The 26,558-nt window shown below is 36.6% G+C and carries 22 protein-coding genes; 14 read left to right on the top strand and 8 right to left on the bottom strand.

Features of this window, described 5'->3' with window-relative positions; genetic code table 11:
- Positions 1 to 2 precede the first annotated feature (2 nt).
- The 5 genes from BW936_RS12955 to BW936_RS12935 all read left to right on the top strand — a co-directional run bounded on the left by BW936_RS12955 (position 3) and on the right by BW936_RS12935 (position 8,603).
- Complete coding sequence (locus tag BW936_RS12955) at positions 3 to 1,523, top strand: parallel beta-helix domain-containing protein (RefSeq protein WP_076548825.1); 1,521 nt, start codon at positions 3 to 5, stop codon at positions 1,521 to 1,523.
- 28 nt (positions 1,524 to 1,551) lie between these two features.
- Positions 1,552 to 4,632, top strand: coding sequence for a SusC/RagA family TonB-linked outer membrane protein (locus BW936_RS12950; protein ID WP_084182075.1), 3,081 nt, complete (start codon positions 1,552 to 1,554; stop codon positions 4,630 to 4,632).
- 9 nt (positions 4,633 to 4,641) lie between these two features.
- The gene (locus BW936_RS12945; protein ID WP_076548823.1) at positions 4,642 to 6,114 is read left to right on the top strand and encodes a SusD/RagB family nutrient-binding outer membrane lipoprotein; all 1,473 of its coding nucleotides are present in this window, start codon (positions 4,642 to 4,644) and stop codon (positions 6,112 to 6,114) included.
- A 34-nt stretch (positions 6,115 to 6,148) separates the two neighbouring features.
- Positions 6,149 to 7,039 (top strand): PKD domain-containing protein, encoded by an 891-nt coding sequence (locus BW936_RS12940; protein ID WP_159439022.1) that lies wholly within the window; start codon positions 6,149 to 6,151, stop codon positions 7,037 to 7,039.
- Between the two features lie 199 nt (positions 7,040 to 7,238).
- The gene (locus tag BW936_RS12935; RefSeq protein ID WP_076548821.1) at positions 7,239 to 8,603 is read left to right on the top strand and encodes an aldehyde dehydrogenase; all 1,365 of its coding nucleotides are present in this window, start codon (positions 7,239 to 7,241) and stop codon (positions 8,601 to 8,603) included.
- Positions 8,604 to 8,891: 288 nt separating this feature from the next.
- Here the strand turns inward: BW936_RS12935 and BW936_RS12930 are convergent, their stop codons facing one another.
- The 3 genes from BW936_RS12930 to BW936_RS12920 form a co-directional block, all read right to left on the bottom strand.
- On the bottom strand, positions 8,892 to 11,189 hold the full coding sequence (locus BW936_RS12930; RefSeq protein ID WP_076548820.1) for a type IA DNA topoisomerase: 2,298 nt from the start codon (positions 11,187 to 11,189) through the stop codon (positions 8,892 to 8,894).
- 209 nt (positions 11,190 to 11,398) lie between these two features.
- A complete protein-coding gene (locus BW936_RS12925; protein ID WP_084182073.1) occupies positions 11,399 to 11,839 on the bottom strand; it encodes a DsrE family protein in 441 nt (146 codons plus the stop codon).
- Positions 11,840 to 11,914: 75 nt separating this feature from the next.
- Complete coding sequence (locus BW936_RS12920) at positions 11,915 to 12,355, bottom strand: response regulator (RefSeq protein ID WP_076548818.1); 441 nt, start codon at positions 12,353 to 12,355, stop codon at positions 11,915 to 11,917.
- Between the two features lie 201 nt (positions 12,356 to 12,556).
- Between BW936_RS12920 and BW936_RS12915 the strand changes: the two genes are divergently transcribed.
- The 3 genes from BW936_RS12915 to BW936_RS12905 all read left to right on the top strand — a co-directional run bounded on the left by BW936_RS12915 (position 12,557) and on the right by BW936_RS12905 (position 14,406).
- Positions 12,557 to 12,859 (top strand): hypothetical protein, encoded by a 303-nt coding sequence (locus BW936_RS12915; protein WP_076548817.1) that lies wholly within the window; start codon positions 12,557 to 12,559, stop codon positions 12,857 to 12,859.
- Positions 12,860 to 13,324: 465 nt separating this feature from the next.
- Positions 13,325 to 13,789 (top strand): hypothetical protein, encoded by a 465-nt coding sequence (locus tag BW936_RS12910; protein WP_143744148.1) that lies wholly within the window; start codon positions 13,325 to 13,327, stop codon positions 13,787 to 13,789.
- Between the two features lie 107 nt (positions 13,790 to 13,896).
- Positions 13,897 to 14,406 carry a peroxiredoxin-like family protein gene (locus BW936_RS12905; protein WP_076548815.1) on the top strand — a complete coding sequence of 170 codons (510 nt, stop codon included), beginning with the start codon at positions 13,897 to 13,899 and terminating at the stop codon, positions 14,404 to 14,406.
- 82 nt (positions 14,407 to 14,488) lie between these two features.
- Here the strand turns inward: BW936_RS12905 and BW936_RS12900 are convergent, their stop codons facing one another.
- Positions 14,489 to 15,196 (bottom strand): ribonuclease activity regulator RraA, encoded by a 708-nt coding sequence (locus tag BW936_RS12900; RefSeq protein ID WP_208611121.1) that lies wholly within the window; start codon positions 15,194 to 15,196, stop codon positions 14,489 to 14,491.
- Between the two features lie 31 nt (positions 15,197 to 15,227).
- Complete coding sequence (locus BW936_RS12895; RefSeq protein WP_076548813.1) at positions 15,228 to 16,196, bottom strand: sugar phosphate isomerase/epimerase family protein; 969 nt, start codon at positions 16,194 to 16,196, stop codon at positions 15,228 to 15,230.
- Between the two features lie 175 nt (positions 16,197 to 16,371).
- Between BW936_RS12895 and BW936_RS12890 the strand changes: the two genes are divergently transcribed.
- The 6 genes from BW936_RS12890 (at position 16,372) to BW936_RS19655 (ending at position 25,252) form a co-directional block, all read left to right on the top strand.
- Positions 16,372 to 18,690 carry a chondroitinase-B domain-containing protein gene (locus BW936_RS12890; RefSeq protein WP_076548812.1) on the top strand — a complete coding sequence of 773 codons (2,319 nt, stop codon included), beginning with the start codon at positions 16,372 to 16,374 and terminating at the stop codon, positions 18,688 to 18,690.
- A 22-nt stretch (positions 18,691 to 18,712) separates the two neighbouring features.
- Positions 18,713 to 19,762: a polysaccharide lyase family 7 protein gene (locus BW936_RS12885; protein ID WP_076548811.1), complete on the top strand. Its 1,050-nt coding sequence runs from the start codon at positions 18,713 to 18,715 to the stop codon at positions 19,760 to 19,762.
- 266 nt (positions 19,763 to 20,028) lie between these two features.
- Positions 20,029 to 22,365 carry a chondroitinase-B domain-containing protein gene (locus BW936_RS12880; RefSeq protein WP_076548810.1) on the top strand — a complete coding sequence of 779 codons (2,337 nt, stop codon included), beginning with the start codon at positions 20,029 to 20,031 and terminating at the stop codon, positions 22,363 to 22,365.
- A 5-nt stretch (positions 22,366 to 22,370) separates the two neighbouring features.
- Positions 22,371 to 24,599, top strand: a complete 2,229-nt coding sequence (locus tag BW936_RS12875; RefSeq protein ID WP_076548809.1) for an alginate lyase family protein — start codon at positions 22,371 to 22,373, stop codon at positions 24,597 to 24,599.
- Positions 24,600 to 24,617: 18 nt separating this feature from the next.
- Positions 24,618 to 24,992, top strand: coding sequence for a cupin domain-containing protein (locus BW936_RS12870; protein WP_036156630.1), 375 nt, complete (start codon positions 24,618 to 24,620; stop codon positions 24,990 to 24,992).
- 89 nt (positions 24,993 to 25,081) lie between these two features.
- Positions 25,082 to 25,252, top strand: coding sequence for a hypothetical protein (locus tag BW936_RS19655; RefSeq protein ID WP_159439021.1), 171 nt, complete (start codon positions 25,082 to 25,084; stop codon positions 25,250 to 25,252).
- 104 nt (positions 25,253 to 25,356) lie between these two features.
- On the opposite strand, the gene BW936_RS12865 is transcribed toward BW936_RS19655, so the two are convergent.
- The 3 genes from BW936_RS12865 to BW936_RS19650 all read right to left on the bottom strand — a co-directional run bounded on the left by BW936_RS12865 (position 25,357) and on the right by BW936_RS19650 (position 26,131).
- Positions 25,357 to 25,698 (bottom strand): hypothetical protein, encoded by a 342-nt coding sequence (locus BW936_RS12865; RefSeq protein ID WP_076548808.1) that lies wholly within the window; start codon positions 25,696 to 25,698, stop codon positions 25,357 to 25,359.
- Positions 25,699 to 25,761: 63 nt separating this feature from the next.
- Positions 25,762 to 25,995 (bottom strand): cupin domain-containing protein, encoded by a 234-nt coding sequence (locus BW936_RS12860; RefSeq protein WP_076548807.1) that lies wholly within the window; start codon positions 25,993 to 25,995, stop codon positions 25,762 to 25,764.
- The gene (locus tag BW936_RS19650; RefSeq protein ID WP_159439020.1) at positions 25,985 to 26,131 is read right to left on the bottom strand and encodes a hypothetical protein; all 147 of its coding nucleotides are present in this window, start codon (positions 26,129 to 26,131) and stop codon (positions 25,985 to 25,987) included. Before BW936_RS19650 ends, BW936_RS12860 begins: the two co-directional genes overlap by 11 nt.
- Positions 26,132 to 26,558: the final 427 nt, after the last annotated feature.

The following is a 26,558-nucleotide window of genomic DNA, read 5'->3' as shown; positions in this document are numbered from 1 at the left end:
CAATGAAAACAATTTTTAAATTTTTAGGTGCCTTTGCATTATTGGCTATCGGAATTTTAGTTGGAAAAAACTATTTTGCAGATAACAGCGAGGCAACGGTTCCCATACCGCCGGGTATGACCTATCGTAACGTGGGCAGTACTAACGACACTTTAATTGCTCAATCAAATTCTTATAACGGGAAAATTATTGAAGTAAAAAGTGGCGGATCCATACAGGAAGCCGTTAAAAATGCCAATCCTGGAGATTTAATCAGAGTCTATCCCGGTACCTATTCCGAAAACGTATATATAGATAAAGACAATATTGCACTGCAAGGTATCGTCATAGACGGTGAATGGCCCACCTTAGACGGTAAAAAGAAAATAAACGATGCTTTTCTCTATTCCGGAAACGGAATTCTAATCGAAAATTTTAAAATCATCGATTATAAAGGCAATGGTATCATGGGGCAGGCCGGTAATAACTTTGTTATCCGAAACAATTGGATCATTGATACCGGCGTCTATGGCATTTTTCCTCAATTTGGCAAAAACGGACTTATAGAACATAATGTAGTAAGTGAAATCGCAGATGCTGCCATCTATGTAGGCATGTGCGATAATGTTGATGTTCTCCACAACGAAACATTCAATAGTGTCGCCGGTATCGAAATTGAAAATTCAAGACATTGTTTGGTCGAGAACAATTATGTACACGATAATACAGGCGGACTATTGGCATTTGTTACCCCGGGACTTCCCATAAAAACGACTTTTGATGTCATCTTTCGCAATAACTTCGTGGTAAATAACAACACACCAAATTTTGGTGCCCCCGGATCTACGGTCGCTGGAATTCCAACAGGAACAGGTGTTCTTATTATGGCTGCAGATGACGTAATCCTTGAAAACAATATCATTACAGGTAACAATAATACCGGTGTTACCATTGTTGATTTGGCAACAGGTGCTCCTAAAGCCAATGATCCCAATTCTGAGGGCAACCCTGACCGTACTATTATTTTAGATAATATCATGTTTGATAATGGCAATGAAACCACTGGGGAACTAAAGGCAATTATGTTGACCCAATTAGAGACTAAAGGTCCTGATATTTTTGCTTATGGAAATGGCTCTGGAACTATTAGGGACAAGAACAAATACCGCACGTTTGGCATCGATCATTGGGGGCCAGCCCAGATTACAGACACAAAAGATGTACGTACTTTAATGTTACCAGAACCTGTACCCATAAAAGCAGTAAGCAAAGCTGAATTGGGCGAACTTACCTATTACGGAGTCTGCGCCGGCTGTCATGCTTTTGGAAACCGCTTGATCGGTCCTCCAACAGAAATTATACAAGCAATACACAACGGCAATCCTCAAGGTATCGTCAATTATATTAACAACCCTAAAAACCTTAGAGAAGATTATCCTGAAATGCCACCGCAAGATTATCTCGATGACGCCGCAAAAATTGCAGTTGCAGAATATATTCTAGCAATGAAACCAGATGAGGTTACAACGTCATTAAACCCATAATGAAATACTAACATATCAACCAACCAATATGAAAAACCTATTAAGATTGTTATCGGCAATGGTCTTTACTGTATCAGGCATGGCCCAAACATCCATTTCCGGTACGGTACTAGAAAAAGATTCTGACCTACCCCTATTGGGCGTTAGCGTTCTAGTAAAAGGAACTACCACTGGTACTACGAGCGATTTCAGCGGTAATTATTCCTTAAACAACGTTGCGGAGGATGCCATACTTGAATTTTCCTATTTAGGTTTTAAAACCTTAGAAGTTCCCGTAACAGGGCAAGTGATTATCAATGTTAGGCTAGAAGAAGATGGTCAAAAGTTAGATGAAGTGGTGGTAACCGCCCTGAACATTGAACGAGACAAAGAATCACTGGGCTATTCCATTTCCCAAGTTGATGCAACACAGGTAAATGTTGTTCGTGAAAATAACGTAATGAATTCCCTGAACGGAAAAGTTTCGGGTCTTCAGGTTACCCAATCCAATACCGGGGTCGACGGTTCTAGCCGTATCGTTTTACGTGGCATTACCACTATTAGCGGCAACAACAGACCATTAGTAGTCATTGATGGTATCCCCATTGATAATGGCGGTGGCGGTACGGGGCAAGGTGGCGGGGTAGACCGCGGCGATGCGCTCTCCGATATCAACCCAGATGATGTAGCATCCATTAGCGTTCTCAAAGGTGCAGGCGCTTCTGCCGCCTATGGTTCCTTAGGTATTAATGGTGTCATCTTAATCACCACAAAAACCGGTAATAAAAGACCTGGCATTGGGGTTAGCTTAAGTTCTACATTTATGTTCACCGATATAATGCTTACCCCTAATTTTCAAAATGAGTACGGGACAGGGTTTTTTAATGATTTTGCACCCATCAACGCAGATGGGAAACCCGTATTGGATTATCCGTTTTCATGGAGTTGGGGACCACGGTTAGAGGGCCAATCATATACCAATTGGTTGGGACAAACAGATAGCTATTCTCCACAAGGAAATCCATATAAAGATTTTTATCAGACAGGGTATTCCATTGCCAACACCGTCGCTTTTGAAGGTCGTTCAGACAAAACTTCTTTTCGAATGTCAATTACCGACGAAGATATTCAGGGCATTGTCAGTAATAATACTTTGGGAAAACAAACCTTTAATATTCGTGGTAGATCTCAATTGACCGATAAATTCAGTATTGACGGTAAAATGACCTTTATTACTTCAAAAGTAGAAAACCGTCCAGATTTGGCAGAAGGTAACGGGAATACAGCCTTACAACTTTCTCTGATGCCGCGTGACATTCGTCTGACAGATGTTCGTAACAATACCATCAATGCCCAAGGCCAAGAAATTAAATGGAATTTAGACAACACCTTTAACAATCCATATTGGGCCCTGAACCATCTGCGCAATACAGATAACCGCGACCGTTTTCAAGGATTGCTGGCCATAGATTGGAAAATGTTCAAAAATTTCTCTCTTACCGCCAGAACGGGTATGGACTACCGTGTTTTTGATTATACCAGCCACGGTGCAAGAGGGGCGCAGTCCATTAAAAGCGGACTTGGAGAATACAGTCATAACAACGGAAAAAGTAGAATTTGGAATTCTGATATGCTAGCGAGCTACAAGGCAGAAATTGGCGGGTTTAAATTGACGGCCAGTGTGGGTGCCATGCACCGCGATGAGGCATTCAATAACCAGTATATTAATGGTTTTGATAGCAAAGTGCGTGATTTTTATAATATCAGTAATTACAAAAATTCTTTTAGTAGCGAAAGCATTACCAAAAAAGCGATTACATCTTATTATGCCTTGGGTCAGTTTCAATGGGGTGGCTACCTTTATTTTGACACCTCGTTACGGAACGATAATTCATCTGCATTACCAAAGGACAATAATTCCTATTGGTATCATTCCGAAAACTTGAGTTTTCTGTTTAGCCGAGCTTTTGGTTTAAACCCTAAATTCATCAGTAAAGGAAAACTGCGAGCTTCACATGCCATAGTCGGCAATGATACCGGTGCTTATCGTACCCAAGCTTTTTACAATGTGGACCAAACGGTAACACTACCCTATACCGTGGCTTCAATTCCCGGTAGTCTGCCTTCTTTTGATTTAAGGCCAGAAACTTCAAAATCTTGGGAAATTGGGGCTGATCTAGGTTTTTTCAATAATCGATTGATGCTCGATTTCACTTATTTTGAGACGAATACAAAAGATCAGATTCAAGCGGTTCCTATCTCTGGGGCAAGCGGATTTGAAACTGTGGTAGTCAATGCCGGAAATATAAAGAACAACGGCATCGAGGTACAACTGAATGCCGTTCCTGTAGAAACCGATAATTTTCAATGGAATTTGGGGGTAAACTTTACCAAAAATAATTCTTTTGTAGCATCTTTAAACGAAGGGCTCTCTAGTATTGAACTAGGAAGACTTTGGTCGGTTTCAGTAGAAGCACGGCCTGGTGAAGAATTCGGCGGACTATACGGAAACGATTTCAAAAGGGACAATTTTGGAAGAAAACTTATTACCGATAACGGTCTTACACAAAGGGGCGAGCGTATTTTATTAGGAAATATAAACCCTGATTGGTTTGGTGGCATCAGTAATACTTTCCGCTTTAAGAATTTATCGTTAAGTACTTTGATCAGTGTACAACAAGGCGGGGAATTCTATTCTTACGGTCGCGCCTACCGTACCTACTTTGGAACTGACAAACGTAGTCTTGTAGGTAGGGAAAATGGTATCATTGAAGATGGTATCAACGAAAATACAGGCTTTAAGAACGAAGTTGCCGCACCGGCATTCTTAAAACAGTTTACTGATATTTTCAGCAATGAAGTGTCTAAAGATCAAGTTTTAGACGCCAGTAATGTAAAAGTACGTGAAGTTACGCTGACCTACAGTTTTCCACAGACTATACTACGTGATACCTTTATACAATCCGCTAGTTTGTCCGCCATTGGGCGTAACCTTTTCTTTTTATATAATGCGGCAGGTGATATTGATCCCGAAGCAGGTTACAGCAGTGGACCTACGGGAACGGCCTTTGAACACTCTTCGTTACCGTCTACAAGAAGTTACGGACTAAACCTTAAACTTAACTTTTAACAAACCATCATGAAAAATCGATATCACATTTCAAGAAAAATCGCGGTGGTAACTATCATCGCTACGGTACTATTTTCCTGTGAAAAACGGTTAGACGACCTTTACAGTAACCCTAATGCGGTAACCACAATTGATGATGCCGCACTATATACAAAAGCGGTCAGAAGCCTGTTTTTAGAAACCACCGATCTATCTGCCTCACGGTTTGCAGGCCACTACGGGCATTATTTTGTTGCCGGAAGTACGGCAAGAATTCCAGATCAATATGGTGATGGTTTCGACAATAATTACAACGCCATGTTCGACGGACTCTACGGAGGTGCCATTAGGCACATAGAAGAAGTATTGACCATTACCTCTTCTCCCAAAACACAGAACCCCGTTCGTAATGCCATGGCCAATGTCATTGCGGTATTGGCCTATGCCAAGGCTACCGATGCGTATGGCGATATACCTTATACTCAAGGAGGAAAAGGAAAAACCGAAAATATAGTACATCCCTCTTATGACACCCAAGAAAGTATTTACAAGGACCTAATTGCCCGTTTAACATCTAGCATTTCAATATTACAAGGTGCAGATGCCGCTTTGGGCTACCCTAACTCAGAACCCATTTTCAATAATGATATGGAAAAATGGGTACGTTTTGCAAATAGTGTACGGTTGCGATTGGCAATGCGGATACGTTTTGCGGACAATGCGCTGTCAAAGGCCACGGTTGCCCAATGTCTCACCGCTCCTTTGATGGAAACCAATGATCATAATGCGTTCATCATCCAAACCGAAGGTACTGGTAATGCTTGGTTTAATAATCGCACGGGGTTTCCTTCAATTAAAATGTCCGTAAGGTTGATTGATCAATTACAGGGTTCGGCAGATCCTAGATTATCTGTTTTTGTAAGTAAAAATAGTAACGGCACCTATTCCGGAATGGTGAATGGCTTGGACGATACTGCTTTTGGTGCCTCCAATTTTGCGGACAAATCAGATATTGGTATTCCTTTGTCTTCCCCCAATAGTAAAATTTATCTTATAAGTGCAGCAGAAACTTGGCTGTTTAGAGCAGAGGCGGCCCTAGTATATGATGAAGATGCAGTAGTGGCAAACCAAATGTATCGCCAAGGTATCAAGACCGCCCTAGGGCAATGGGAAATAGACGCTTCGGATATTGAAACTTTCATGGGCTCTGCGGTCGCAAGTTTATCTGGTGTAAACAATGAGGAACAGATTGGCACACAATTGTGGTTAGCGGTTATTCCAAATTATTTTGAAGGGTGGACACAGATACGGCGTACAGGATACCCTGTTATTGAGCAACGCACCGCAGATAACCTTTCACAAGGCGTGACAAATGGCGTACTACCCACACGCTTTTTATATTCTTCTTTTGAACTGAATTCTAACTATGTTAATGTTTCCGCGGCAATTGCAAATCAAGGTCCCAATCGCATTGATACTCCGGTTTGGTGGGATAAGAATTGAAGCAATTAATGGTAACGCAATAAAAATAAACAAAATGAAAAAAATAAAAACTTGCTACCTCTTTATCTTAGGTATTTTGTTCCTGCAATGCAGCAATGACGAGGAAGTGCCTATGGTCTTGGCAGATTTTCAATTCTTGGTAGAAGATACTCAAGTAACCTTTAATGGTACCGTAGCCAACGCCGACTCTATTACCTGGGATTTTGGCGATGGTGGCAGTAGTACCGAAGAAGATCCTGTATATTCGTATACCAAGGCGGGAACTTTTGATGTTGTAATGTCCGTAAACGGCGCTAACGGTAGTTTTAGCGAAACCAAACAAGTAACCATTTCTCCCTCGTTCGATCTATTACTTACCGGAGGTTCTGCCAAACCCGATGGGAAATCTTGGCGACTAAAAAAAGCTTATACCGCTGGTAAGGAAGGTGCAGGACCTATTGATGACGGGTTGGGCATTTTATTACCTTCTTTCGATAATCTTTTGGATGCCGTTGGTCTAGGTTCTTCCTATAATGACACATTTACTTTTGTATTCGATGGCACCTACAAGGTAGATAATAAAGATGGCCAAAGCTTGATGGGAATTATTTACGCCAGCATTTTTGAGGGGCAGCATATCACCGCGGTCTCCGCAGATGTGAACAACGTACCCCTGGCAACCGTGCTTTATACCCCTGTAACCAATGCAACGTGGGAACTTTATGAGGATGATTTTACCATAGATGCCGCCACTGGTGCCGTACAGTTTACTGAAAAAAGACAGTTGATCCTAGGTGAATATTTAGGCTTCAAAGACTACAGTAATGTTGTTATCTTAAAGGAAATAAACGAAACTACCATGAATGTAGCCTTAGGAATACATACAGAACCCTCGGTTTTTGATAAGCCTACCTTGTTTCTGCACTTAACGTTTGAAGCGCTTTAAGTGTTCAAGTCGGTAACCCCTCTTTACAGCTCTTATAATTTTAATTTAACACCAAGGGTTCACCATAGGAAATGTTTCAAGACTCCTGTAGTACATATTATTTACCCTATAGCACCTATCTAGGAATGCACAAGCTCATAGGAAATATTTACTATTCAGTAGTTTTACCATTCAATAATAGGAAGTAATATATTTACACATGCAGCAACTACAAAAACAACGTGATTTCTTTAATACGCAACAAACAAAGGATGTAGAATTTAGAAAAAAGGCCTTAAAGCGACTTCAGCAAGAAATAATTGTGAGAGAAGATGACATTTGTGATGCCATTTACGCCGATTTTAAAAAACCAAAATTTGAGACTTTAGCCGCTGAAACACAGTTTGTATTGGGAGACATTAAGCATACATTGAAAAAAATGTCTCTTTGGGCCCAACCTCAACGGGTCTCTGCAAGCCTAATGAATTGGCCCTCTTCAGATTTTATTTACAAAGAACCTTATGGAAATGTGTTGATTATTGCACCTTGGAACTACCCATTTCAATTGGCTATTGCGCCCTTGATAGCAGCGGTTGCTGCAGGAAATACTGCTGTAGTAAAACCTTCGGAAGTTACCCCTAATACCGCAAAAATTTTATCTGAAATTATTACGGCAAGCTTTAAACCAGAACATGTTACCGTTATTGAAGGTGGTGTAGAAACCTCACAAGAACTTTTAGCCCAAAAATGGAATTATATTTTTTTTACGGGAAGTTCCCGCGTGGGTAAAATTGTTTACGAAAGTGCAGCAAAACATTTAACTCCCGTAACCTTAGAATTGGGAGGAAAAAATCCAACAATTGTCGATGAAACAGCTTCTATTTCAAAAGCTGCCAAACGTATTGTTTGGGGCAAGTTTTTAAACGCCGGCCAGACCTGTATCGCTACCGATTATATTTTGGTACACCAATCGGTAAAAGACAAATTGGTCCATGCCTTGAAAAAAAGCATTACCGATTCTTATGGTCAAAATATAGAAAAATCCACCGACTATGCACGAACTGTAAGCCATACCCATTATTTAGGGCTAAAACAAATGCTAAAGGGACAAGAACTTCTTTTTGGTGGCGAAACCAATGATGAGGATAATTACCTATCTCCCACTTTGGTCAACGAACCAAAACTTGAAAGCAAATTAATGGAAGGTGAGATTTTTGGACCTATACTTCCTATAATCTCTTACGAAACGGAAGCCGATATTGAAAAGCATATCAATAACTACGGGAAACCATTGGCTACTTATGTATTTTCCAACAAAAAATCTTTTCAGAAAAAAATTATCGCCAAATATAGTTTTGGTGGCGGTGCAATCAATGATACCCTTATTCAAATTACCAATAAAAAATTGCCCTTTGGAGGGGTCGGTGCCAGCGGCATAGGGTCATATCATGGTAAGGCGTCTTTTGATCTGTTTTCTCATCATAAGAGTATCATTAAAAAATCGAATTGGTTTGAGGCGCCCCTAAGATACCCTCCATATAATTTACCTATAAAATTTGTAAAGAAGGTTAAGCATCTCTTTTAGCAATTAAATACTTAAGTTGCTAAAAGTGATATTGCTGTGCTTTTAAAGAATCATGGCCACAGTTAACATGCTATGAGTCTACTTGATACCCATTGGTCATTTTCAAAATATTTTAAAATCTAATATGGCTTATTTAGTTCTATCGTTACTATTGTTTTAAACCATTCAGTTTAGGATATTATCAAGAATACTACATTAGTTCCTAACTTTCAGTATTTATGTCATGAATTAATATTATTCAAAAACGAAAAAAATGTATCCTTTTAGAATGGCGTTTGTTAATGAATTTTAATCTCCCCTAAATAATTTACTAACTAAATCTTTGGTCAGCGGTCTGCCTTGTGCTTGTTCACGAATAGCATTGAAACTAAATCTAAAATCACAACCTGATTTGTATTCGCTGCAACCATAAGCCGTTTTCCCTTTCACGATAGTGCCTTTGTTGCATTTTGGACAGCTATTTTCTAGAGATTTAGGCTTTGACTGAACTTTAGTTTTCTTTGGTTCTAATTTCAGATTAAAATTCTCGTCAAATCTTACCACTCCCTCTACAGAGGTATTATTTACCTTAAAACCTTTTAAATTAATAGTTGAACCTTTATGAAATAGCCTTATCAATTGTTTTTCTGAAATAGTTTTACCTTCAAACTTAAACGGAATTACAAAATCGCAGGTTTTCTTAAACTCAGAACAACCATAGGCAGATTTCCCTTTACGGATGGTTCCTTTTTTACATTTGGGACAAACCGTCGCGGTCAATCCTTTAGATTTCTCAACCGTCTTTTTCTTGGTTGTCGTTACTGTTTTATTATTTACCGCAGATATATTTGCTTTTCTATTTTCACTTCGTACTTCGTAAACCAATTGATCCACCATCAGCTTCATCTGCTTAATAAAGCTCCCAGCATTAAAAGTACCTTTTTCAATATCCTTCAACTGCTTTTCCCATTTACCTGTAAGCTCGGCAGATTTCAGCATTTCATTTTGAATGGTATCAATTAACTGAATACCTGTAACAGTTGGTATGACTTGTTTTTTGTTTCGCTTAATATATTTTCTACGGAACAAGGTTTCTATAATATTGGCACGTGTAGAAGGTCTGCCTATACCATTTTCCTTCATTAGCTCGCGCAATTCTTCATCCTCAACCTTTTTGCCTGCCGTTTCCATGGCACGCAACAGCGATGCTTCTGTATATTGTTTTGGTGGTTTTGTCTGCTTTTCAAGAAACGAAGGTTCATGCGGTCCTTTTTCCCCCTTTTTAAAGTTTGGTAATATCCCAGGTTCTTTTGCGGTAGAATTAGGAGATTCAAAAACTACACGCCACCCCTTGTCTATAATTTCTTTTCCGGTGGTTTTAAAATTTACTTTTTCAGCTTTACCGATTACAGTGGTATTAGAAACCTTACAATCTGGATAGAACACTGCAATAAAACGACGGACAATTATATCATAAACTTGCTGCTGATTGTGTTGCAGATTCATTTGTTGACCTGTTGGAATGATGGCATGGTGATCGGTTACCTTACTATCATCAAAAACCTTTTTAGTTTTCTTTAATTTTTTACCATCTAGTGGTTTTGTCAAGGCATCGTAATTGGTCAAGTTTTTAAGTATCCCCGGTATTTTCGGGTATACATCATTGGGTAAAAATGTGGTATCAACTCTTGGGTATGTGACCACTTTTTGCTCATATAACTTCTGTACGATTTTTAAAGTTTCATCTGCACTAAAACCAAACTTTGTGTTGCAATAGACTTGTAGCCCTGTTAAATCAAAAAGCTTTGGGGCATATTCATTACCTGCTTTTTTAGTGGTAGAAACAATTTCAAAATCGTGTTCTTTTACAATATTTGCCAATTTCTCCCCATCTTCTACTTTTAGAAAACGCCCTTCTTCATAACTAAATAAGGTCTCGCGGTATAAGGTCTGCAACTCCCAATAAGGTTGTGGTTTAAAATTCTCTATTTCTTTAAACCTGTTGACCAACATGGCCAAGGTAGGCGTTTGCACACGCCCTACAGATAATACTTGTTTATAACCACCGTGTTTCAAAGTATATAAACGAGTGGCATTCATGCCTAATAACCAATCGCCTATTGCACGGGAAAAACCTGCGTAATATAAATTATCATAATCTGTAGAAGGCTTTAAATTCTTAAAACCTTCTTTTATAGCTTCGGTGGTAAGAGAAGAAATCCACAGTCGTTCTACCTTGCCTTTATATTCTGTCTCGTTCAATACCCAACGTTGTATCAATTCTCCTTCTTGGCCAGCATCACCACAATTGATAACTACATCTGCCTTGTCAAATAACTGTTTAATAATTTTAAACTGTTTTTGAACACCCGAATCTCCTGAAACTTTAGTTTGGAAATGATCGGGCAGCATAGGAAGATTATTTAAATCCCAACTTTTCCAGTGTGGTTTATAATCATTTGGTTCCTTTAACGTACAGAGATGTCCAAAAGTATAGGTGACCGCATAGCCATTACCTTCGTAATACCCGTCATGCTTAGAAGTTGCTCCAAGGACAGAAGCAATTTCTCGTGCAACAGAAGGCTTTTCGGCAATACAGACTTTCATTTTAGGTGTTAACTATTATAGATTTAGGTTTGGGTTTTCGCCCAGCAAATATAGAAATTGTTTACAGAAACAACCATAATATAATAAGCCGCTTAAACTGTGTTTAGCGGCTTATTATTTACTCTTGATAAAATTGATGTTATCACCATACCCTACAGAAAACCGTACTTTTTAGAAGAAATAATGTAATTCCTGTTAGAATTGTTTTCTTAATACGTCAATGTATTATAGCCATTGGCTTGTAATTGTAACATACGGACTGATGCGGTTGGGGTTACCTCTAGACCATCAAACAACATCTCTTCCGTTACACCCAATTTTTCCATGGCAACACTACAAACACTTACTTTTACTTTTCCTTTATACTTTTGAAAAACCTTATCCAACTCTGATTTTTTTACAAGTTGGGTCACCACTTTACCTTTAACTATAATCTCGTATTCTTCTATCTTAACACTATTTTCTATCAAAAGGTCATACATACTTAACACTCCCTTAAAATGCCTTTCTGTAGTAAGTGTAAATGCATATTTAGGTGTTTTCTGCAAATCAATTACGGTCTGTTGGGCTAATTTTTTCTGTCCGTATATTTCAGTATTACTAGCCATCATTACTATGATGATCAAAAGGCTTTTTAGAATATTTATCATGAACTATATATTGAAGGATACATTTGGTATCTAAGTTAAAGAAATTTATTATTTAGAAAAAGCAATAGACCTCAATTACCCTGTTAATACCACAAAATCAGCTTTGGATTCATTTTGTTTATTCCGGTCTGATACCGCTGTTAAAGATTTAAACAACAACTCTTTTAGTTCCTTGAAAGAAGAAGATTTTTTTAGGAACTGATTTGCTCCATCTTGCTTAAGTTGATTTACTTCTCTATCTCTATAAATGGAAGAATATGCTATGATATAAATGGTATTGAATTTTTTGAAATTTCTAATATCCATAAGACATTCAAAGCCATCCATAATAGGCATATATAAATCCAAGAATATGACATGTGGCAGAGTAACGTCAGAGAATAATTTATCCATTAGATCAACGCCATTGTCAAACTGAGAAACTTCAGTTTTTATAGGAACACTGTTCAGTGCTTCCATAAAAAAGTCTCGATCATCAAAATCATCATCCGCAATATATATTCTTAAATTTTTCATTATTTTAAATAATACCAGTATGAATACCAAAATTATGCACTAAAATCACATAATTTTCTGCCAATAAAATTGAATAATAACTCTATAGCATTTTTTTCGCAAATAAACTTCATGTAAAATAAATATATGTAGTAAAATACTTACGTTTAGTTTTGCGCGTTAAATAATAAACGGTCTATATTTTAATTTATTAGATATATTATGGCTTTTAACAATTGTAATGAACTTTTATTAGTACTACAACAATATCAGCTCGATTATTACACTAAAGGGAAAGCTTTAAAAGTGTATAGCATACTTACAGATGTTCTACCCATTATTGAATTTGAAAACGAACATTTTGAATTAGAGTTTCGCAAGAGACATCTAGATTTAAAAAGAATTGAATGTTTAACAGACCTAAATGAATATTCTGAAAAATTTGCCCACAATTTACTTAAACTCATTTTAATAATTAATAATTCTAAGTTATCAACCGACGATAACAGAGGTGATCTGTACTAATTTTAAATGCGAAACTTTAGAGACAAGAATTATTAGGGTTTTGTTCTTTTATACCTTATAGTTAAAATTCTAGTGCGCTAATTTTCTTAGTAAATTCTAAGGCATCTAACAGAACCTTTTTTAAGACAGGACTAGGTACACCCCATAGACTTAAGGTATCTTTTTCATGGCTAAACATTACTATAATAGGTTCAAAATTTTCATATAGGTAGTTAACTAGAAAGATGAGCCTAATATTATATTTCCTAGAATAGCTAGTGCCCTATGTGGTGTAGCTAATTTAACCTTGTAAAACCATAAGCTTCCCTAATCACTGTTCTTTACTTAACTATAACTGTGGATTTAGCTAGTTCATATGATAAAAAATAACAACTGGATCTGGAGAGTCAATATTAAATGGGATTGCGTCTATTGTAATTTATTTAAAAACATAATTTTCGTCAAGAACCTTAAAATATGAAAATCATGAAAACTACTATTATAATAATGCTAACCCTAGCATTTGTTGGGACATCATGTTCAAGCACTAAAAAAACGCCTTCTATTACAGAAAAGTCAACCGAGCAAGTAAATACCGCTCAGGATGAACCTAATGCCAGTACAACGGACAACAGTTCTTCTTCCATGACACAGCATACAATTGCAACGCAAGTAAACGGTTCTACTGGTGCTATGAGCAATATAGGAGTTCAAAATAGGTCAAACAGTTTAAAAAGTGAATATGCTACCATGTTTTCCAAGCTTGAAATGAGCGAGGAACAAATGAGCACTTTTACTTCTGCAATGAGGCGTTTTAAAGACAAACAAGCCAATACTGCAAGCGGAGAAATGTTAGGCAGTATTGAAAGTGAGCGCACACGTCAATTGAAGGATATTTTATCTAGTTCACAGTTTGCAAAATACGAACAATGGTTAGCAGAAAATAATTAAAAACCTGCTCTAATCACGTATTGCGCTAATACTAAAAGGTATACAACAAATCTATAATAAGTACCTCTTATACCTTTATGTAATATTAATTATAAAATAATATAACTATGATAAAACCCACATCAGAAGTACCTGATTTAAAAATATCCTTAATTAATGATACGCAATGGAGCTTACATGACCAAGACAGTACATCTTTTACTATGGTCGTATTCTATAGAGGACTGCATTGCCCTGTATGTAAAAATTACTTAGAAGATCTTGCTACAAGATTAAAAGATTTTAGTGATAGAGGGGTTAACTTAATTGCTATTAGTAGTGATAGTGAAGAACGAGCAAAAAAAGCCGGTAAAGAATGGGACATTCCAGAATTACCTGTGGGATACAATTTGCCTATTGAAACGGCAAGGGAATGGGGTTTATATGTTTCCAAAAAAACATCTGAAAAAGAACCCGATGTATTTTCAGAACCTGGTTTGTTCTTAATTAGACCTGATAATACTTTATATGCGAGTGCTATACAGACTATGCCATTTGCCAGACCTCATTGGGACGATATTTTAAATGCAATAGATTATGTCAACAAAAATGACTACCCTGCTAGAGGTGGTGAATAATATCGTTTTTATATAATCTAAAAATAAAAAGGTGGGCAATTCTTTAAAGAATTGTCCACCTTTCTTTATAATATCAAAATTATTAGTTTCTTTTTGACTTCCATTTTTCAAACTCCGCCTTTATACTTTCGTCTACCATAGGGTACAGACCAATTACTGCCCTACCTCCTTGAACCTGTTCTATTACAAACTCCTCATACATTGTCATTTGTATACATTCATCTGCAACCTCATCCGCAAGATGTGCAGGTATTACCATTACGCCGTCATCATCACCAAGTATAATATCACCTGGAAAAACAGCTGCATCACCGCAACCTATAGGGTCGTTTATGGCAATAGCTTGGTGCAAAGTTAAATTGGTAGGCGCGGTAGGTCTATTATGATATGATGAAAAATCCAAATTAGCAATTTCTGCTGAATCTCTAAATCCACCATCAGTAACGATACCTTCTGCATTTTTTACCATAAGCCTTGTTACCAAAATTGATCCTGCAGATGCCGCTCTAGCATTTTGCCTACTATCAATAACCATAACAGCCCCTTGTGGACACTCTTCTACCGCTACTCTTTGTAAGTGCTCAGGATCTCTAAATACAGTGATAGGGTTTAAATCTTCGCGCGCAGGTATGTAACGTAAGGTATAAGCCTCCCCAACCATAGTAGGCTTGCCTAGTTTTAATGGTTTTACGTGTTGTATAAACTGATTTTTCAGTCCTTTTTTAAATAAACAAGTTGCAACGGTTGCCGTACTTACTTTTCTTAATTTCTCTTTTGTTGCCTTTGCCATTTTAGTCATTGTATACTATCTAAAATTTATGCTATTCCACTTTTTTCCATGCCTCTTGGATATAGGTCAAATCCTTTTTCATCTTAGCAAATACTTCTTTTTTATCCATTGTAATCTTCTTAGCTCCATGTTCTGCCCCACCCAAATCATATTCTAAATGTAATGAAATAGGAACCTTTACCTTATATTTTTTAAGTAGTGAAAAGTATCGATTGAAATCTACCATGCCTTCACCTAAAGGGGTATTGATAGGCTGCCACGAACCATTTTTCTTACCCCATTTAAAATCTTTTACAACGATAGATTTAATGTATGAATGAATACGGCGTAAATCTAGTTCCCAACTTTTACCTCCTTCTACAACGGCATGTCTTATATCATACTGACATCCTAAAAATTCATTGTTAGTTTTTGAAAAAATTGTAGGTAGATCCCAAATAGGTGCCCCAACATGATTACCTGCATGATTTTGATAACAACCAATAAGTCCTAATTCTTTATTAAAATCTTCCAAAATTTTGGCTTGGTTTGCATAGTGAATTAAACTTTCATCAATAGAGGTATCTTCTGGATAGCTTAACCAACCTGTACGATAATATTCAAAACCAAATGTGCTAGCTGTCTTCAATACTTCTTGTTGATCAATATCTTTAATATCCCAAACGTTAGTGGTCATCATCTTAGGTTTTAACCCAAATTTTTTCATAGCTTCTACTGCTGCCGGTAAATCTTCATTTACCTTTTCTGGCAGAATGTGTCCTTTTGGGCGCACTGTTAGGTCTAATCCATTAAATCCTATGTCTGCGGCTGCCGCAGACATATCGTCATAATCAAGAAATTGTAAATGTTTAGAAAAAAGGTGTACCTCAATGGCATCATCTGCAGCCAACTTTGGTTTTAGTAAGCCATTATCCAAGTGTACCAATGGTATGCCTGCCAATGCCATGGCCGACTTTTTTGCGAAATTTCTTCTAGAAATACCTTTTTTATCTTCTCTCATTTTCACTATCTCTTTTATATTTTATCAATAGGTTTTGTGTTAATTAGTTGTCATTCTTACAAATATATGTATTTTTGGTAAACCAAATTGGTTAACCAATTTGGTTTACTCAATAGAAAGATTATAGTCCTAATTTTTACATTTAGTTTCAAACCTATTTAATAACATATATACAATGAAAAAGTGTTTCTTATTGTTAGCATTTATTTTTCTCCTGTACTCCTGTGATGAAAAATCAAGCAGCCGCGCTATTACCGTAAACGACATTAACGAATTGAATACCGCAATATCCGAAGCTAAACCCGGTGATGACATTATTATGACCAATGGAAATTGGAAAGATATAAACATCAAATTTGTGGCATATGGTACTGAGAAAAAACCCATTACATTGCGGGCTAAAACCCCTGGCAAGGTTTTAATTACCGGAACATCTGATTTAAAACTTGCCGGTGCGTATTTAAACGTTAATGGTCTTCATTTTACCAATGGATCGTCTCCTTCTTCTGCCGTTATCGATTTTGGTATTAGTGAAGATTCGGTTGCTAACCATTGTAAAATCACCAACAGTGCCATTATAGATTTTAACAAATCTCAACGAAATAAAACAGATTTATGGGTATTGTTCAAAGGTCGACACAACGAGCTTGACCATTGCTACATTGCAGGGAAATCTAATAGAGGACCTACAGTTAGGGTTGATTTGGCAGGTAATAACAGTATAAAAAACTACCATAAAATTACCAATAATTATTTTGGTCCTAGACCCCCAAAAGGCGGACCCAGTGCCGAAACCATACAACTTGGTAATAGCTTTACTTCAATGGCACCTAGTCACACCTTGGTCGCTAACAATTTTTTCGATCATTGTAATGGCGAGGTAGAAGTGATATCCAGCAAAACCAATTTCAATGAGTTCAGAAATAATGTGTTTTATAAAAGCGAAGGTTCTTTGGTTACAAGACATGGTAACTATTGTATTATTGATGGTAATGTTTTTATAGGGGATGAAAATTCTAAAAAAATAGGCGGTGTTCGTTTAATTGGTACCGGACATTGGGTAACCAACAATTACTTCTATAATTTAAAGGGACAAACATTTAGGAGTCCGCTTGCCGTAATGAACGGAATTCCAAAATCACCATTAAATAGATACCTACAAGTTACAGATGTTGTTGTAGCAAATAATTCTTGGGTCAACTGTGTGTCGCCATGGCAATTTGGTGTAGGTTCTAATACGGACCAAAAAGATAACTTACCTAAATCTGAAATTAGATCTGCAACACCTTTACGAACTACAGTAGCAAATAACCTTATTTATAATGACAAAAGCGATAAGCAACCTATCATTAGACATGATTCTATAGACGGTATTAGATTTAAAAGCAATGTCATAAACAATCAAGGTGGTATTTTTAAAACTGTTGATGGGCTTACGCAAAAAGATTTTGGTACTTCTATAGCTGATGGTGATATTTTAATGCCCGATAATTCGCTATCAAACTTTGAACTTTATAATGGATTTGAATTTGACCAGATCACGGCAGATTTATTCGGTAATTCTAGAGCTGACAAAAATATGGTTGGTGCTGTTGTAGGTAAGCCTGTTAATAAAAGGGATATGATGGATGTTTCGCAATATGGCACCGACTGGTATTCTAACGCAGCTTCTAAGAACGAATCCGCCAAAACACATTCAGCTAGTTCTAGTAACGAACTTATCAGTGCAATTTCAACTGCAAGAAGTGGAGACACTATTGTGTTATCTGCTGAACGTTACGATATAGATTCCCCATTAAAAATCAATAAAGCTATTACGATTCTAGCTACTACATCTGATGCAAAAGCAATTATTGAATACAAGGGGGCATCTGAAACTCCGGCATTTGAAATGAATCCGAAAGGAGAACTTACACTTAAAAACATTCAACTCGTAGGCAATAAAGTACAATATGCTTTCGCTAGTCTAAAGAACAATATGTCCAGCCTTTATAATCTAAACATTGTTGATTGTGAAATCTCTAATTTCGCCTTTGTTTTAAAAGCATATAAACGGTCGTTTTCAGAGTACATTACCTTTACTTCTACACAGATTAAAAATTGTGCAAACGGAATTGAACTGTCTGAAGAGACCGATGACAAAGGGGAATATAATGCCGAAAACATAATCATTGACAATTGCCTATTTGATGGTATTTCCCATAATGTCATAGATTACTATAGAGGTGGGTATGACGAATCTACCGTTGGCGGTAATTTAATAGTGACCAATAGTACATTTACAAATTCTGGATCAAAAGCTGAAGAAGGTTTACTTCTTAATACTTACGGCATTGTCAATGTAAATCTTACCAATAATAAATTCATTGACAATCCGGTAAAATTAGTTGCACGTCTATGGGGAGCAAAGAACAATAGGTCTTCTAACAACAAAATAAAAAATTCTGGAGAACTGGTCGTACAAGAAAACCTTCCCCTTAAACTTATGTACTAATACCACAAAAAAAATATTACGAATGAAAAAATCAATAGTTACCCTAATTGCAGTAGCAACACTATTTGCCTGTAAAGACAATTCTAAAAAATCTTCGACCACTAATGAAGCATCTACAGACGAAAACAACACCGCATTAAAATATCCTAGCGATGTCATTCCGTTTATGGAAGAGTGGAAAATTCTATTAGGAGATGGTACTTATGAGGATAACCTTAAAGACTACGCTAAAGACGATTTCTTTTATGTTGCCAATGATCGAAATACGGATTGGATAGTTTACAAAACCCCCAACAGTGGCATTACCTCAAGAACCTCTAGTAATACCAGAACAGAGCTAGGTCAAAAAGCTAATTGGATTCCTGAAACTGGCGGAAAACTGACCGGCACATTAAAAGTACAACATGTATCTACTTCTGGGGATGCTAGAGTTGCCGCTTCTTATGCCGTTGTGATAGGACAAATACATAGTGATGAGGGTCACGAAAATGAACCCCTAAAAATATTCTACAAAAAATTTCCAGGGCATACCAAAGGCTCTGTATTCTGGAATTATGAAATAAACACAAAAGGTGATAATTCAAAAAGATGGGACTACTCATCGGCTGTTTGGGGCAATGATATGTCCGTTGTGGGATCCGATGCAACAACCGCTCCAAAAGAACCTGAAAACGGTATTGAACTTGGCGAAGAGTTCAGCTATGAAATCAATGTTTATAAAGGCATTATGTACTTAACTTTTACAAGTGACGGTCATGAAACCGTAAGGTTCACCAAAAATCTATTGGCGTCTGAATTTACTAAAACCTTACCTGAGCAAATTAAAACATTATATGCTTCAATAGGTCGTGATGGTCTAGAACGCGAAAATGCATATGCTGGTGAGATTCAATATTTTAAACAAGGAGCTTACAACCAGACCAATGGTAAATCTCCTAAAGATAATATCGTATGGAGTACTGGTGCCGATACTTATGGGGGCGATATTGCAAAGCAATATGCCAATGGCGATTATGCAGAAGTGTGGTTTAGAGAAGCTAGTCTAGGTGCAGGAACTTTACCCGTAGATTAATAACCGGTTTAAATTAGCTAAATATATTCTTCAACTAGATAAGCTAATGAGTAATATTTAGTCCACTTACATCAACATTTTTGGCTGGGTTTCAACTCTAATCAGAACGTAAATTCTATCCTATTTAAAATTTACTGAATTAGCGATTTCGTAATCAAGCAGTTATCGATTTGTAATTAATAAGCATCCATATGGTGTTAAATATTTGTTAGTCTTACAAATATTCTTATTTTTGGTCAACCAATTTGGTTAACCAATTTTGTTTTATGAGACGATATCTTCTTCTATTCTTATCTGTTTTTGCATGCCTAGCATATTCATTTACTGAACCGCAGCAAACCCATTTTGTAAAAAATGTTGCAGAATTTACTGAAGTGCTTCAGAAAGTACAGCCTGGTGACAGCATCATTCTTGCCAATGGTGTTTGGATGGATGCTGAACTACTCCTTGAAGCGAATGGTACTGCAGAAAAACCTATCACACTAATAGCGGAAGAAAAAGGAAAAGTAATTTTATCCGGAGCATCTAACCTTAGAATTGCAGGTGATCATTTAATCGTTAAAGGTCTTGTTTTCAAAAATGGCCATACCCCTACCAACGCTGTTATTTCTTTCAGAAAAAGCAGGGAACAAATGGCAAATAATTCTCGTCTTACCGAATGTGTAATTGATAACTTTAATAACCCTGAGCGCCAAGTACAAGATTATTGGATTACCATTTACGGAAAAAATAACCGAATTGACCATAACCATATTGCAGGCAAAAAGAACCTGGGTGTTACCATGATCGTTGGTTTGGATACCGAAGATAGTAGAGCAAACAACCATCAAATAGATCATAATTATTTTGGACCTCGACCAACCTATGGGAACAATGGAGGAGAAACCTTAAGAATAGGCACCAGTCATCATGCATTAGAAAAATCGAACACCTTAGTAGAATCTAATTATTTTGACAGAACTAACGGTGAACATGAAATCATCTCAAACAAATCTTGTAACAACACTTTCAAATACAACACTTTTTTTGAATGTACAGGTACATTGACCATGCGCCATGGTAACGAAACATTGGTTGACGGCAATGTCTTTATTGGTAATAATAAACCAAGTACTGGCGGTATTCGTGTTATCAATGAAACACAAACAGTAATTAACAACTACCATGTTGGTTTAACCGGCTATCGTTTTAGAGGTGCTTTTGTGATGATGAACGGTGTCCCAAATTCACCACCAAATAGGTATGTACCCGTAATCGATTCTAAAGTAAATAATAACACTTTTGTAAACTGCGATAATATTCTTTTTGGTGCAGGTAGCGATGCCGAAAGAAGTCAGGCACCAAGAACTTCAGAATTTTCAGAAAATATCATCTACAACGATATAAAGAAAGATGTTTTCTCTATAGACGACGACATTAGCGGCATAACGTTTAAGAACAATATTCTTGGTGAAAATTCAACAACTAGTATTGAAGATGGTTTTAAAAATGCCAAAATTAAATTGGTTAATGATAAAAATGGATTCCCCATTCCTACTTCAAGCAAAATAAAATCCAAAATAGCTATCAGTCCCAAAATTGCTACTAAAGAAAATACGGGAGCATCATGGTACTCAAAAGCAGATCATACTATTGCATTAAATTCTGGCAATACTGTTAATGTACCTGCAGGTATCAATACTTTATATGATAAAGTAAAAGAAACGAAAGCAGGTGATATCATCATTCTTGAAGATGGTGGCACATACTTATTGACCAAAGCGGTGAAAATTAACCACCCCCTAACTTTTAAAACCATAGGCAAAGAAAAAGCGACCATCTTATTTGAAAGAATGATGGCTTTTGAAATTGAGAATGGCGGTAGCCTTTCTCTTGAAAATATCACTTTTGACGGCACCAAATCTCCAGATTACGCAGGTAATTCTGTTATTAGTACAAGTAAGAAATCTATGATAGATAATTATAAATTATTCATTGATAGATGCGAGTTTAAAGATATGGTGGTTAATCACTCTTTTGATGTTTTGCGCGTTTCTAAAGGCACCTTTGCCGATACCATCAGCATACAAAACTCTAGTTTTAAGAATATTTCTGGCAGCATTGCAGCCTTAGATAAAGAAACCGATGACATAGGTGCTTACAACGTAGAGTATTTTATTATGAAGAACAATGCCATTAACGACTTACAAGGTGCAGCATTAAGATTGTACAGAGGTGGTAAGGACGAAAGTACCTTTGGACCGTTTTTAGAAATGGAGCACAATGTATTTGATCATGTTGGTTATGGCTCTAAAAATAAATATAAAGCTTCCATTTCCTTATATGGCGTTCAAGAAACGGATATTAAAAACAATATTTTTAAAGATAGCAAGACCATTAGCATGCATCTGGTAGTCGGTGAACCAATTGTCAAAGTTCTCAATAATGCTTTGAGCAATTCAGAAAAACTAAGGGTCACCGGCGATCAGAAATTTCAAGTAGAAAACCAGTGGGAGCTTGACCTTACGTTTTCTAAAAACGGCCACTACACCTTACCCTCAGACTCGCCATTAAAAGGAAAAGGTACTGATGGTACAGATTTAGGGCTACTAAAAAACGAATAACAACAATGATTAAAAATTCAACAACAATACAGCTATTTATTTGTGTTATTTTGGTAACACTCAGTACAGCTGCACAAGAGCACCCAAGTCTAATCCTCACAAAAGACGGTGTTGCAAAAATTAGAGCAGAACTTGGCAACGTTCCCTTATTTGATGCATCGCTTCAAAAGCTAAAGGAAGAAATAGATGCCGAAATGGCTTTGGGCATAGCTACACCAATCCCTAAAGATTATTCTGGTGGATATACCCATGTACGTCACAAACGTAACATGATCGTAATGCAACAAGCGGGAGCCTTATATCAAATATTGCAAGATGAAAAATATGCGAAGTACGTAAAAGATATGCTTTTGCAGTATGAAGGCATGTATAAAACATTACCCTTGCACCCCAAAACAAGGTCTTATGCTAGAGGCAAATTATTTTGGCAATGTTTAAACGATTCTAATTGGTTGGTTTACGTTAGCCAAGCGTATGATTGTATCTATAATTACTTAAGTGCCGACGAAAGAAAAAAGTTAGAGAAAAATCTGTTCAGACCTTTTGCGGATCACATTTCAGTTGATAGCCCGCAGTTCTACCAAAGAGTGCATAACCACAGTACGTGGGGTAATGCAGCTGTTGGTATGATCGGTTTGGTTATGAACGATAAGGAGTTGATTGATCGTGCTCTATATGGTATTCCAAATTTAGAAATGGACAAAACCGCAAAAGATGATGATGGCGGATTCATAAATAAAGAAGGTAAAGCCGGATTTCTAGCGAATATAGAAGAGCCCTTTTCACCAGATGGATATTATAATGAAGGTCCATATTACCAACGCTATGCCATGTATCCTTTTTTGATTTTCGCAGAAGGATTGCATAATGTAAAACCAGAATTGAAAATCTTTGAATACAAAGACGGTGTTCTTTTAAAATCTATCAACGCACTTTTAAATTTATCTGATGCAGATGGAGATTTCTTTCCTCTTAACGATGGTCAAAAAGGAATGTCTTATTACAATGATGCCTTAGTAACTGCCGTAGATATTTCGTATTATTTTGGAGGTCAGGATCCCGGATTGTTAAGTATTGCAGAAAAACAAAATAAGGTCCTATTAGACGATTCTGGTTTGGCTGTAGCGCTTGGTGTAAAAAATGGAGAAGCAAAACCATTCAATAAAAAATCAATCAATTTATCTGACGGTCCTAACGGAAAACAAGGTGGTGTGGGTATTTTACGAAGTAATGATTTAGAACTTGTTTTTAAATACGCGGCCCAAGGCTCAAGCCATGGTCACTATGATAAGTTATCATACTCCTACTACGAAAATGGAGATGAGGTATTACAAGATTACGGTTTAGCCCGGTTTGTTAATATTGAACAAAAAGGAGGGGGAAATTATTTAAAGGAAAATAAAACTTGGGCCAAGCAAACCATTGCCCATAATACCTTGGTACAAAATGAAAAATCTCATTATCAAGGCAAATTTGACATTGGTAGCAAGTACCATCCAGACCTGTATCTTTTTGATGGTTCTAATGCCGATATACAAATTGTTAGTGCAATAGAAACAAATGCATATCCCGGAACGGAAATGCATAGAACAATGGCCATCATAAAAGATGAAGAATTTGAAAAGCCAATTATGCTAGATATTTTACAAGTTAAATCTGATAGTACCAATCAATATGATCTGCCTTTTTACTTTATGGGGCAAGTGTTACATACCAACTTCGAATATGAGGTTCCCAAAATACTAGAACCCTTAGGAAAAGATAATGGATATCAACATTTATGGTCAGAAGCTACTGGTAACCCCACAGTTGAAAACACTAAATTAAGCTGGTTAGCTAATGGCAAATTTTATACTTTAACCTCTGCGACTTCACAAGATGACGAATTAAAGTTTGTGCGTATAGGTGCAAATGACCCTGACTTTAATTTAAGAAGAGAAGCTGGTTTTATTATCCGCAGAAAAAATACTGAGAATACACTTTTTGTCTCAACTGTAGAAGCACACGGTAGTTACAGTCCGGTTTCTGAATCTGCAATAAACTCCAATAGTTCTATCTCTGCCATAAAAATTATATTAGATAATACTGATTATACCGCCATTTCAATAACTACAGTTAAAGGAACCAACAAATTGTTTATAATAGCAAATACAAATGCTTCAAAAGAAGCAACACATACGGTAAAAATAAACGATAAGAATTACGAATGGTCTGGTTCTTATTATTTTAAATAGAAACAAAAAATAAATATTATGAAGAGATTTAGCGAAAAGTACGTCATTACAAAAGACATGGAGTGGGAAGTACTTGGCGGAGGAGTTTCAAGAAAATTCTTAGGTTATGACAACCAAATTATGATGGTAAGAGTAAAATTCGATAAAGGAGCTTTAGGTGCACCTCATCAACATTTTCATACACAGGCTACCTATTGTGTCTCTGGAAAATTCGAATTTGTAATTGACGGTGAAAAGCAAATTGTAGAAGCCGGGGACGGAGTTTACATTGAACCAAACCTTTTACATAGTGCAGTTTGCCTGGAAGAAGGTGAATTAATTGACACTTTTAGCCCTGTAAGAGAAGATTTCTTAAGTGGCGTAGGCCCATCTTATTTTGGAGATAAAGAATAAAGTCACCTCTGCTTTTAGCTGAAACCCACAGTTAAAAATAGAGTTCTTGAACTACTATTTTATACCTTTCAAATGCTGGATCACTACTTATGACAACAGAAAATATATCCTTTTTAGGAAAATTTAAAAAACGTCTTAAAGATTTTGGCCCAGCATTTTTTATTATCGGTTATGTTGTAGGTACTGGTAGTGTTACCTCTATGGTTGTATCTGGTGCTAAGTATGGTCTTAACCTTTCTTGGGCTTTATGGTGGTTTTAAGGAAACAGGTACTTCTATTACCGAATTTTTTCCTGAACTGCCCAAAGATGATAATAACGGATTAGTAATTGCAGGAATAGTTGGTACTACAATGACAGGTGTTTTTATAGCTTCTCGAAGTAATTTAGTGCAAGAGCAACATTGGGGACTAAAAGATGTAAAGAAGGAAAATAAAGATGCCATTTCATCAATGGTAATTGAGCGAAACCTTCCGATATTTTTATTGCCTTTTCATACGAACAGCCCTCATAATGAAAACAATCTAGTATATTTTGTTCCCCTACCCCCAGATATATCAATTCATCTGAAATTGTTAATCTTGCGGGAGTAACTTTCTCAACCCACATGGTGTAACCTGTTGGCTCTTGAACTTCCATTAAAAAACAACCAATACGAATGGCGTGTGGCATACCACCATAAATCATGTAAGCATTACCGGGGTTCATTTCTATCTTGTGAAGACTATTAAGTATACCCGCAGTATCTTGATTTACAAAAAGAGTTTCCCATTATGCTTTTGTAATGCCTTCTTTAAAGCCCGTATAAATAACACTTTTCTCGCCATTTATTTTACACTTATTTAAAACATACCAAGACTCCATCTTACTAAAAGCGGAATTCAACTTGGTTTTGGCATATTCTCTTTCTGGATATACTTGTATGCTTAGTCGTTCTTTAAAATCAAGCATTCTAATTAGCACTCCGGTAGTCCCAAATTTATCCGCTAATGCCTTACCAAGCATATAATTCTTTGTTAGAAGCCACTAGTTCCTTTAAGGAATGAATCCCTAAGGGAATCTCCACAAGAGAAAGTCCTTCATTCTCCGGTCTTCCGTTTCCTCTGTCTGTTACCGTAGACATAATCCATTCTTCTGGCATGCTACCATCTACTTCTGGAGTATCTTTTTTCCTTTTATCTATTAGCGCTCCTCCTTCATAAGTTCTCCAAACTCTGTTAGAAAATTGTCTTAAAGATATTCATGCGTAATGCTCAAAATCCGTATTTATAACAATGTAGTTTAAATAGGTTGAAAACTTGAGAAACCAATGAAAATCAAAATGTTGAATTCATTTATTCTATCCTAAAACCAAACGATTTTTTAAAAATTTAGAGCCGAAAACCATTCAAATCTTGCGATTTATTGATGAATTTTAAACAGAAATGTACTCTAAACAGCTAAAAATATTCATCACTTTAAAAAAAAAATATTTATTCACAGAATATCATATTCTCAATATTTACAGGGCTTAAAAGAGGAATTTAAAATTTCACCGCATGGCTAAGTTGTTAAAATATAGTTTTCTC

This window comes from Maribacter ulvicola, assembly GCF_900155985.1.
Taxonomy (GTDB): Bacteria; Bacteroidota; Bacteroidia; order Flavobacteriales; family Flavobacteriaceae; genus Maribacter; species Maribacter ulvicola.
Note: the sequence above shows the minus strand (reverse complement) of the source record. Positions and strands in the feature narration are given on the sequence as shown.

Excerpts from the sequence above, each read along its gene's own strand:
- BW936_RS12950 (WP_084182075.1), top strand. The coding sequence starts at position 1,552 with ATGAAAAACCTATTAAGATTGTTATCGGCAATGGTCTTTACTGTATCA.
- BW936_RS12930 (WP_076548820.1), bottom strand. The coding sequence starts at position 11,189 with ATGAAAGTCTGTATTGCCGAAAAGCCTTCTGTTGCACGAGAAATTGCT.
- BW936_RS12905 (WP_076548815.1), top strand. The coding sequence starts at position 13,897 with ATGATAAAACCCACATCAGAAGTACCTGATTTAAAAATATCCTTAATT.
- BW936_RS12910 (WP_143744148.1), top strand. The coding sequence starts at position 13,325 with ATGAAAACTACTATTATAATAATGCTAACCCTAGCATTTGTTGGGACA.
- BW936_RS12935 (WP_076548821.1), top strand. The coding sequence starts at position 7,239 with ATGCAGCAACTACAAAAACAACGTGATTTCTTTAATACGCAACAAACA.
- BW936_RS12920 (WP_076548818.1), bottom strand. The coding sequence starts at position 12,355 with ATGAAAAATTTAAGAATATATATTGCGGATGATGATTTTGATGATCGA.
- BW936_RS12945 (WP_076548823.1), top strand. The coding sequence starts at position 4,642 with ATGAAAAATCGATATCACATTTCAAGAAAAATCGCGGTGGTAACTATC.
- BW936_RS19655 (WP_159439021.1), top strand. The coding sequence starts at position 25,082 with ATGACAACAGAAAATATATCCTTTTTAGGAAAATTTAAAAAACGTCTT.
- BW936_RS12895 (WP_076548813.1), bottom strand. The coding sequence starts at position 16,196 with ATGAGAGAAGATAAAAAAGGTATTTCTAGAAGAAATTTCGCAAAAAAG.
- BW936_RS12940 (WP_159439022.1), top strand. The coding sequence starts at position 6,149 with ATGAAAAAAATAAAAACTTGCTACCTCTTTATCTTAGGTATTTTGTTC.
- BW936_RS12900 (WP_208611121.1), bottom strand. The coding sequence starts at position 15,196 with ATGGCAAAGGCAACAAAAGAGAAATTAAGAAAAGTAAGTACGGCAACC.
- BW936_RS12890 (WP_076548812.1), top strand. The coding sequence starts at position 16,372 with ATGAAAAAGTGTTTCTTATTGTTAGCATTTATTTTTCTCCTGTACTCC.
- BW936_RS12870 (WP_036156630.1), top strand. The coding sequence starts at position 24,618 with ATGAAGAGATTTAGCGAAAAGTACGTCATTACAAAAGACATGGAGTGG.
- BW936_RS12925 (WP_084182073.1), bottom strand. The coding sequence starts at position 11,839 with ATGATAAATATTCTAAAAAGCCTTTTGATCATCATAGTAATGATGGCT.
- BW936_RS12860 (WP_076548807.1), bottom strand. The coding sequence starts at position 25,995 with ATGCTTGGTAAGGCATTAGCGGATAAATTTGGGACTACCGGAGTGCTA.
- BW936_RS12915 (WP_076548817.1), top strand. The coding sequence starts at position 12,557 with ATGGCTTTTAACAATTGTAATGAACTTTTATTAGTACTACAACAATAT.
- BW936_RS12955 (WP_076548825.1), top strand. The coding sequence starts at position 3 with ATGAAAACAATTTTTAAATTTTTAGGTGCCTTTGCATTATTGGCTATC.
- BW936_RS12880 (WP_076548810.1), top strand. The coding sequence starts at position 20,029 with ATGAGACGATATCTTCTTCTATTCTTATCTGTTTTTGCATGCCTAGCA.
- BW936_RS12875 (WP_076548809.1), top strand. The coding sequence starts at position 22,371 with ATGATTAAAAATTCAACAACAATACAGCTATTTATTTGTGTTATTTTG.
- BW936_RS19650 (WP_159439020.1), bottom strand. The coding sequence starts at position 26,131 with ATGCCAGAAGAATGGATTATGTCTACGGTAACAGACAGAGGAAACGGA.
- BW936_RS12885 (WP_076548811.1), top strand. The coding sequence starts at position 18,713 with ATGAAAAAATCAATAGTTACCCTAATTGCAGTAGCAACACTATTTGCC.
- BW936_RS12865 (WP_076548808.1), bottom strand. The coding sequence starts at position 25,698 with ATGAACCCCGGTAATGCTTACATGATTTATGGTGGTATGCCACACGCC.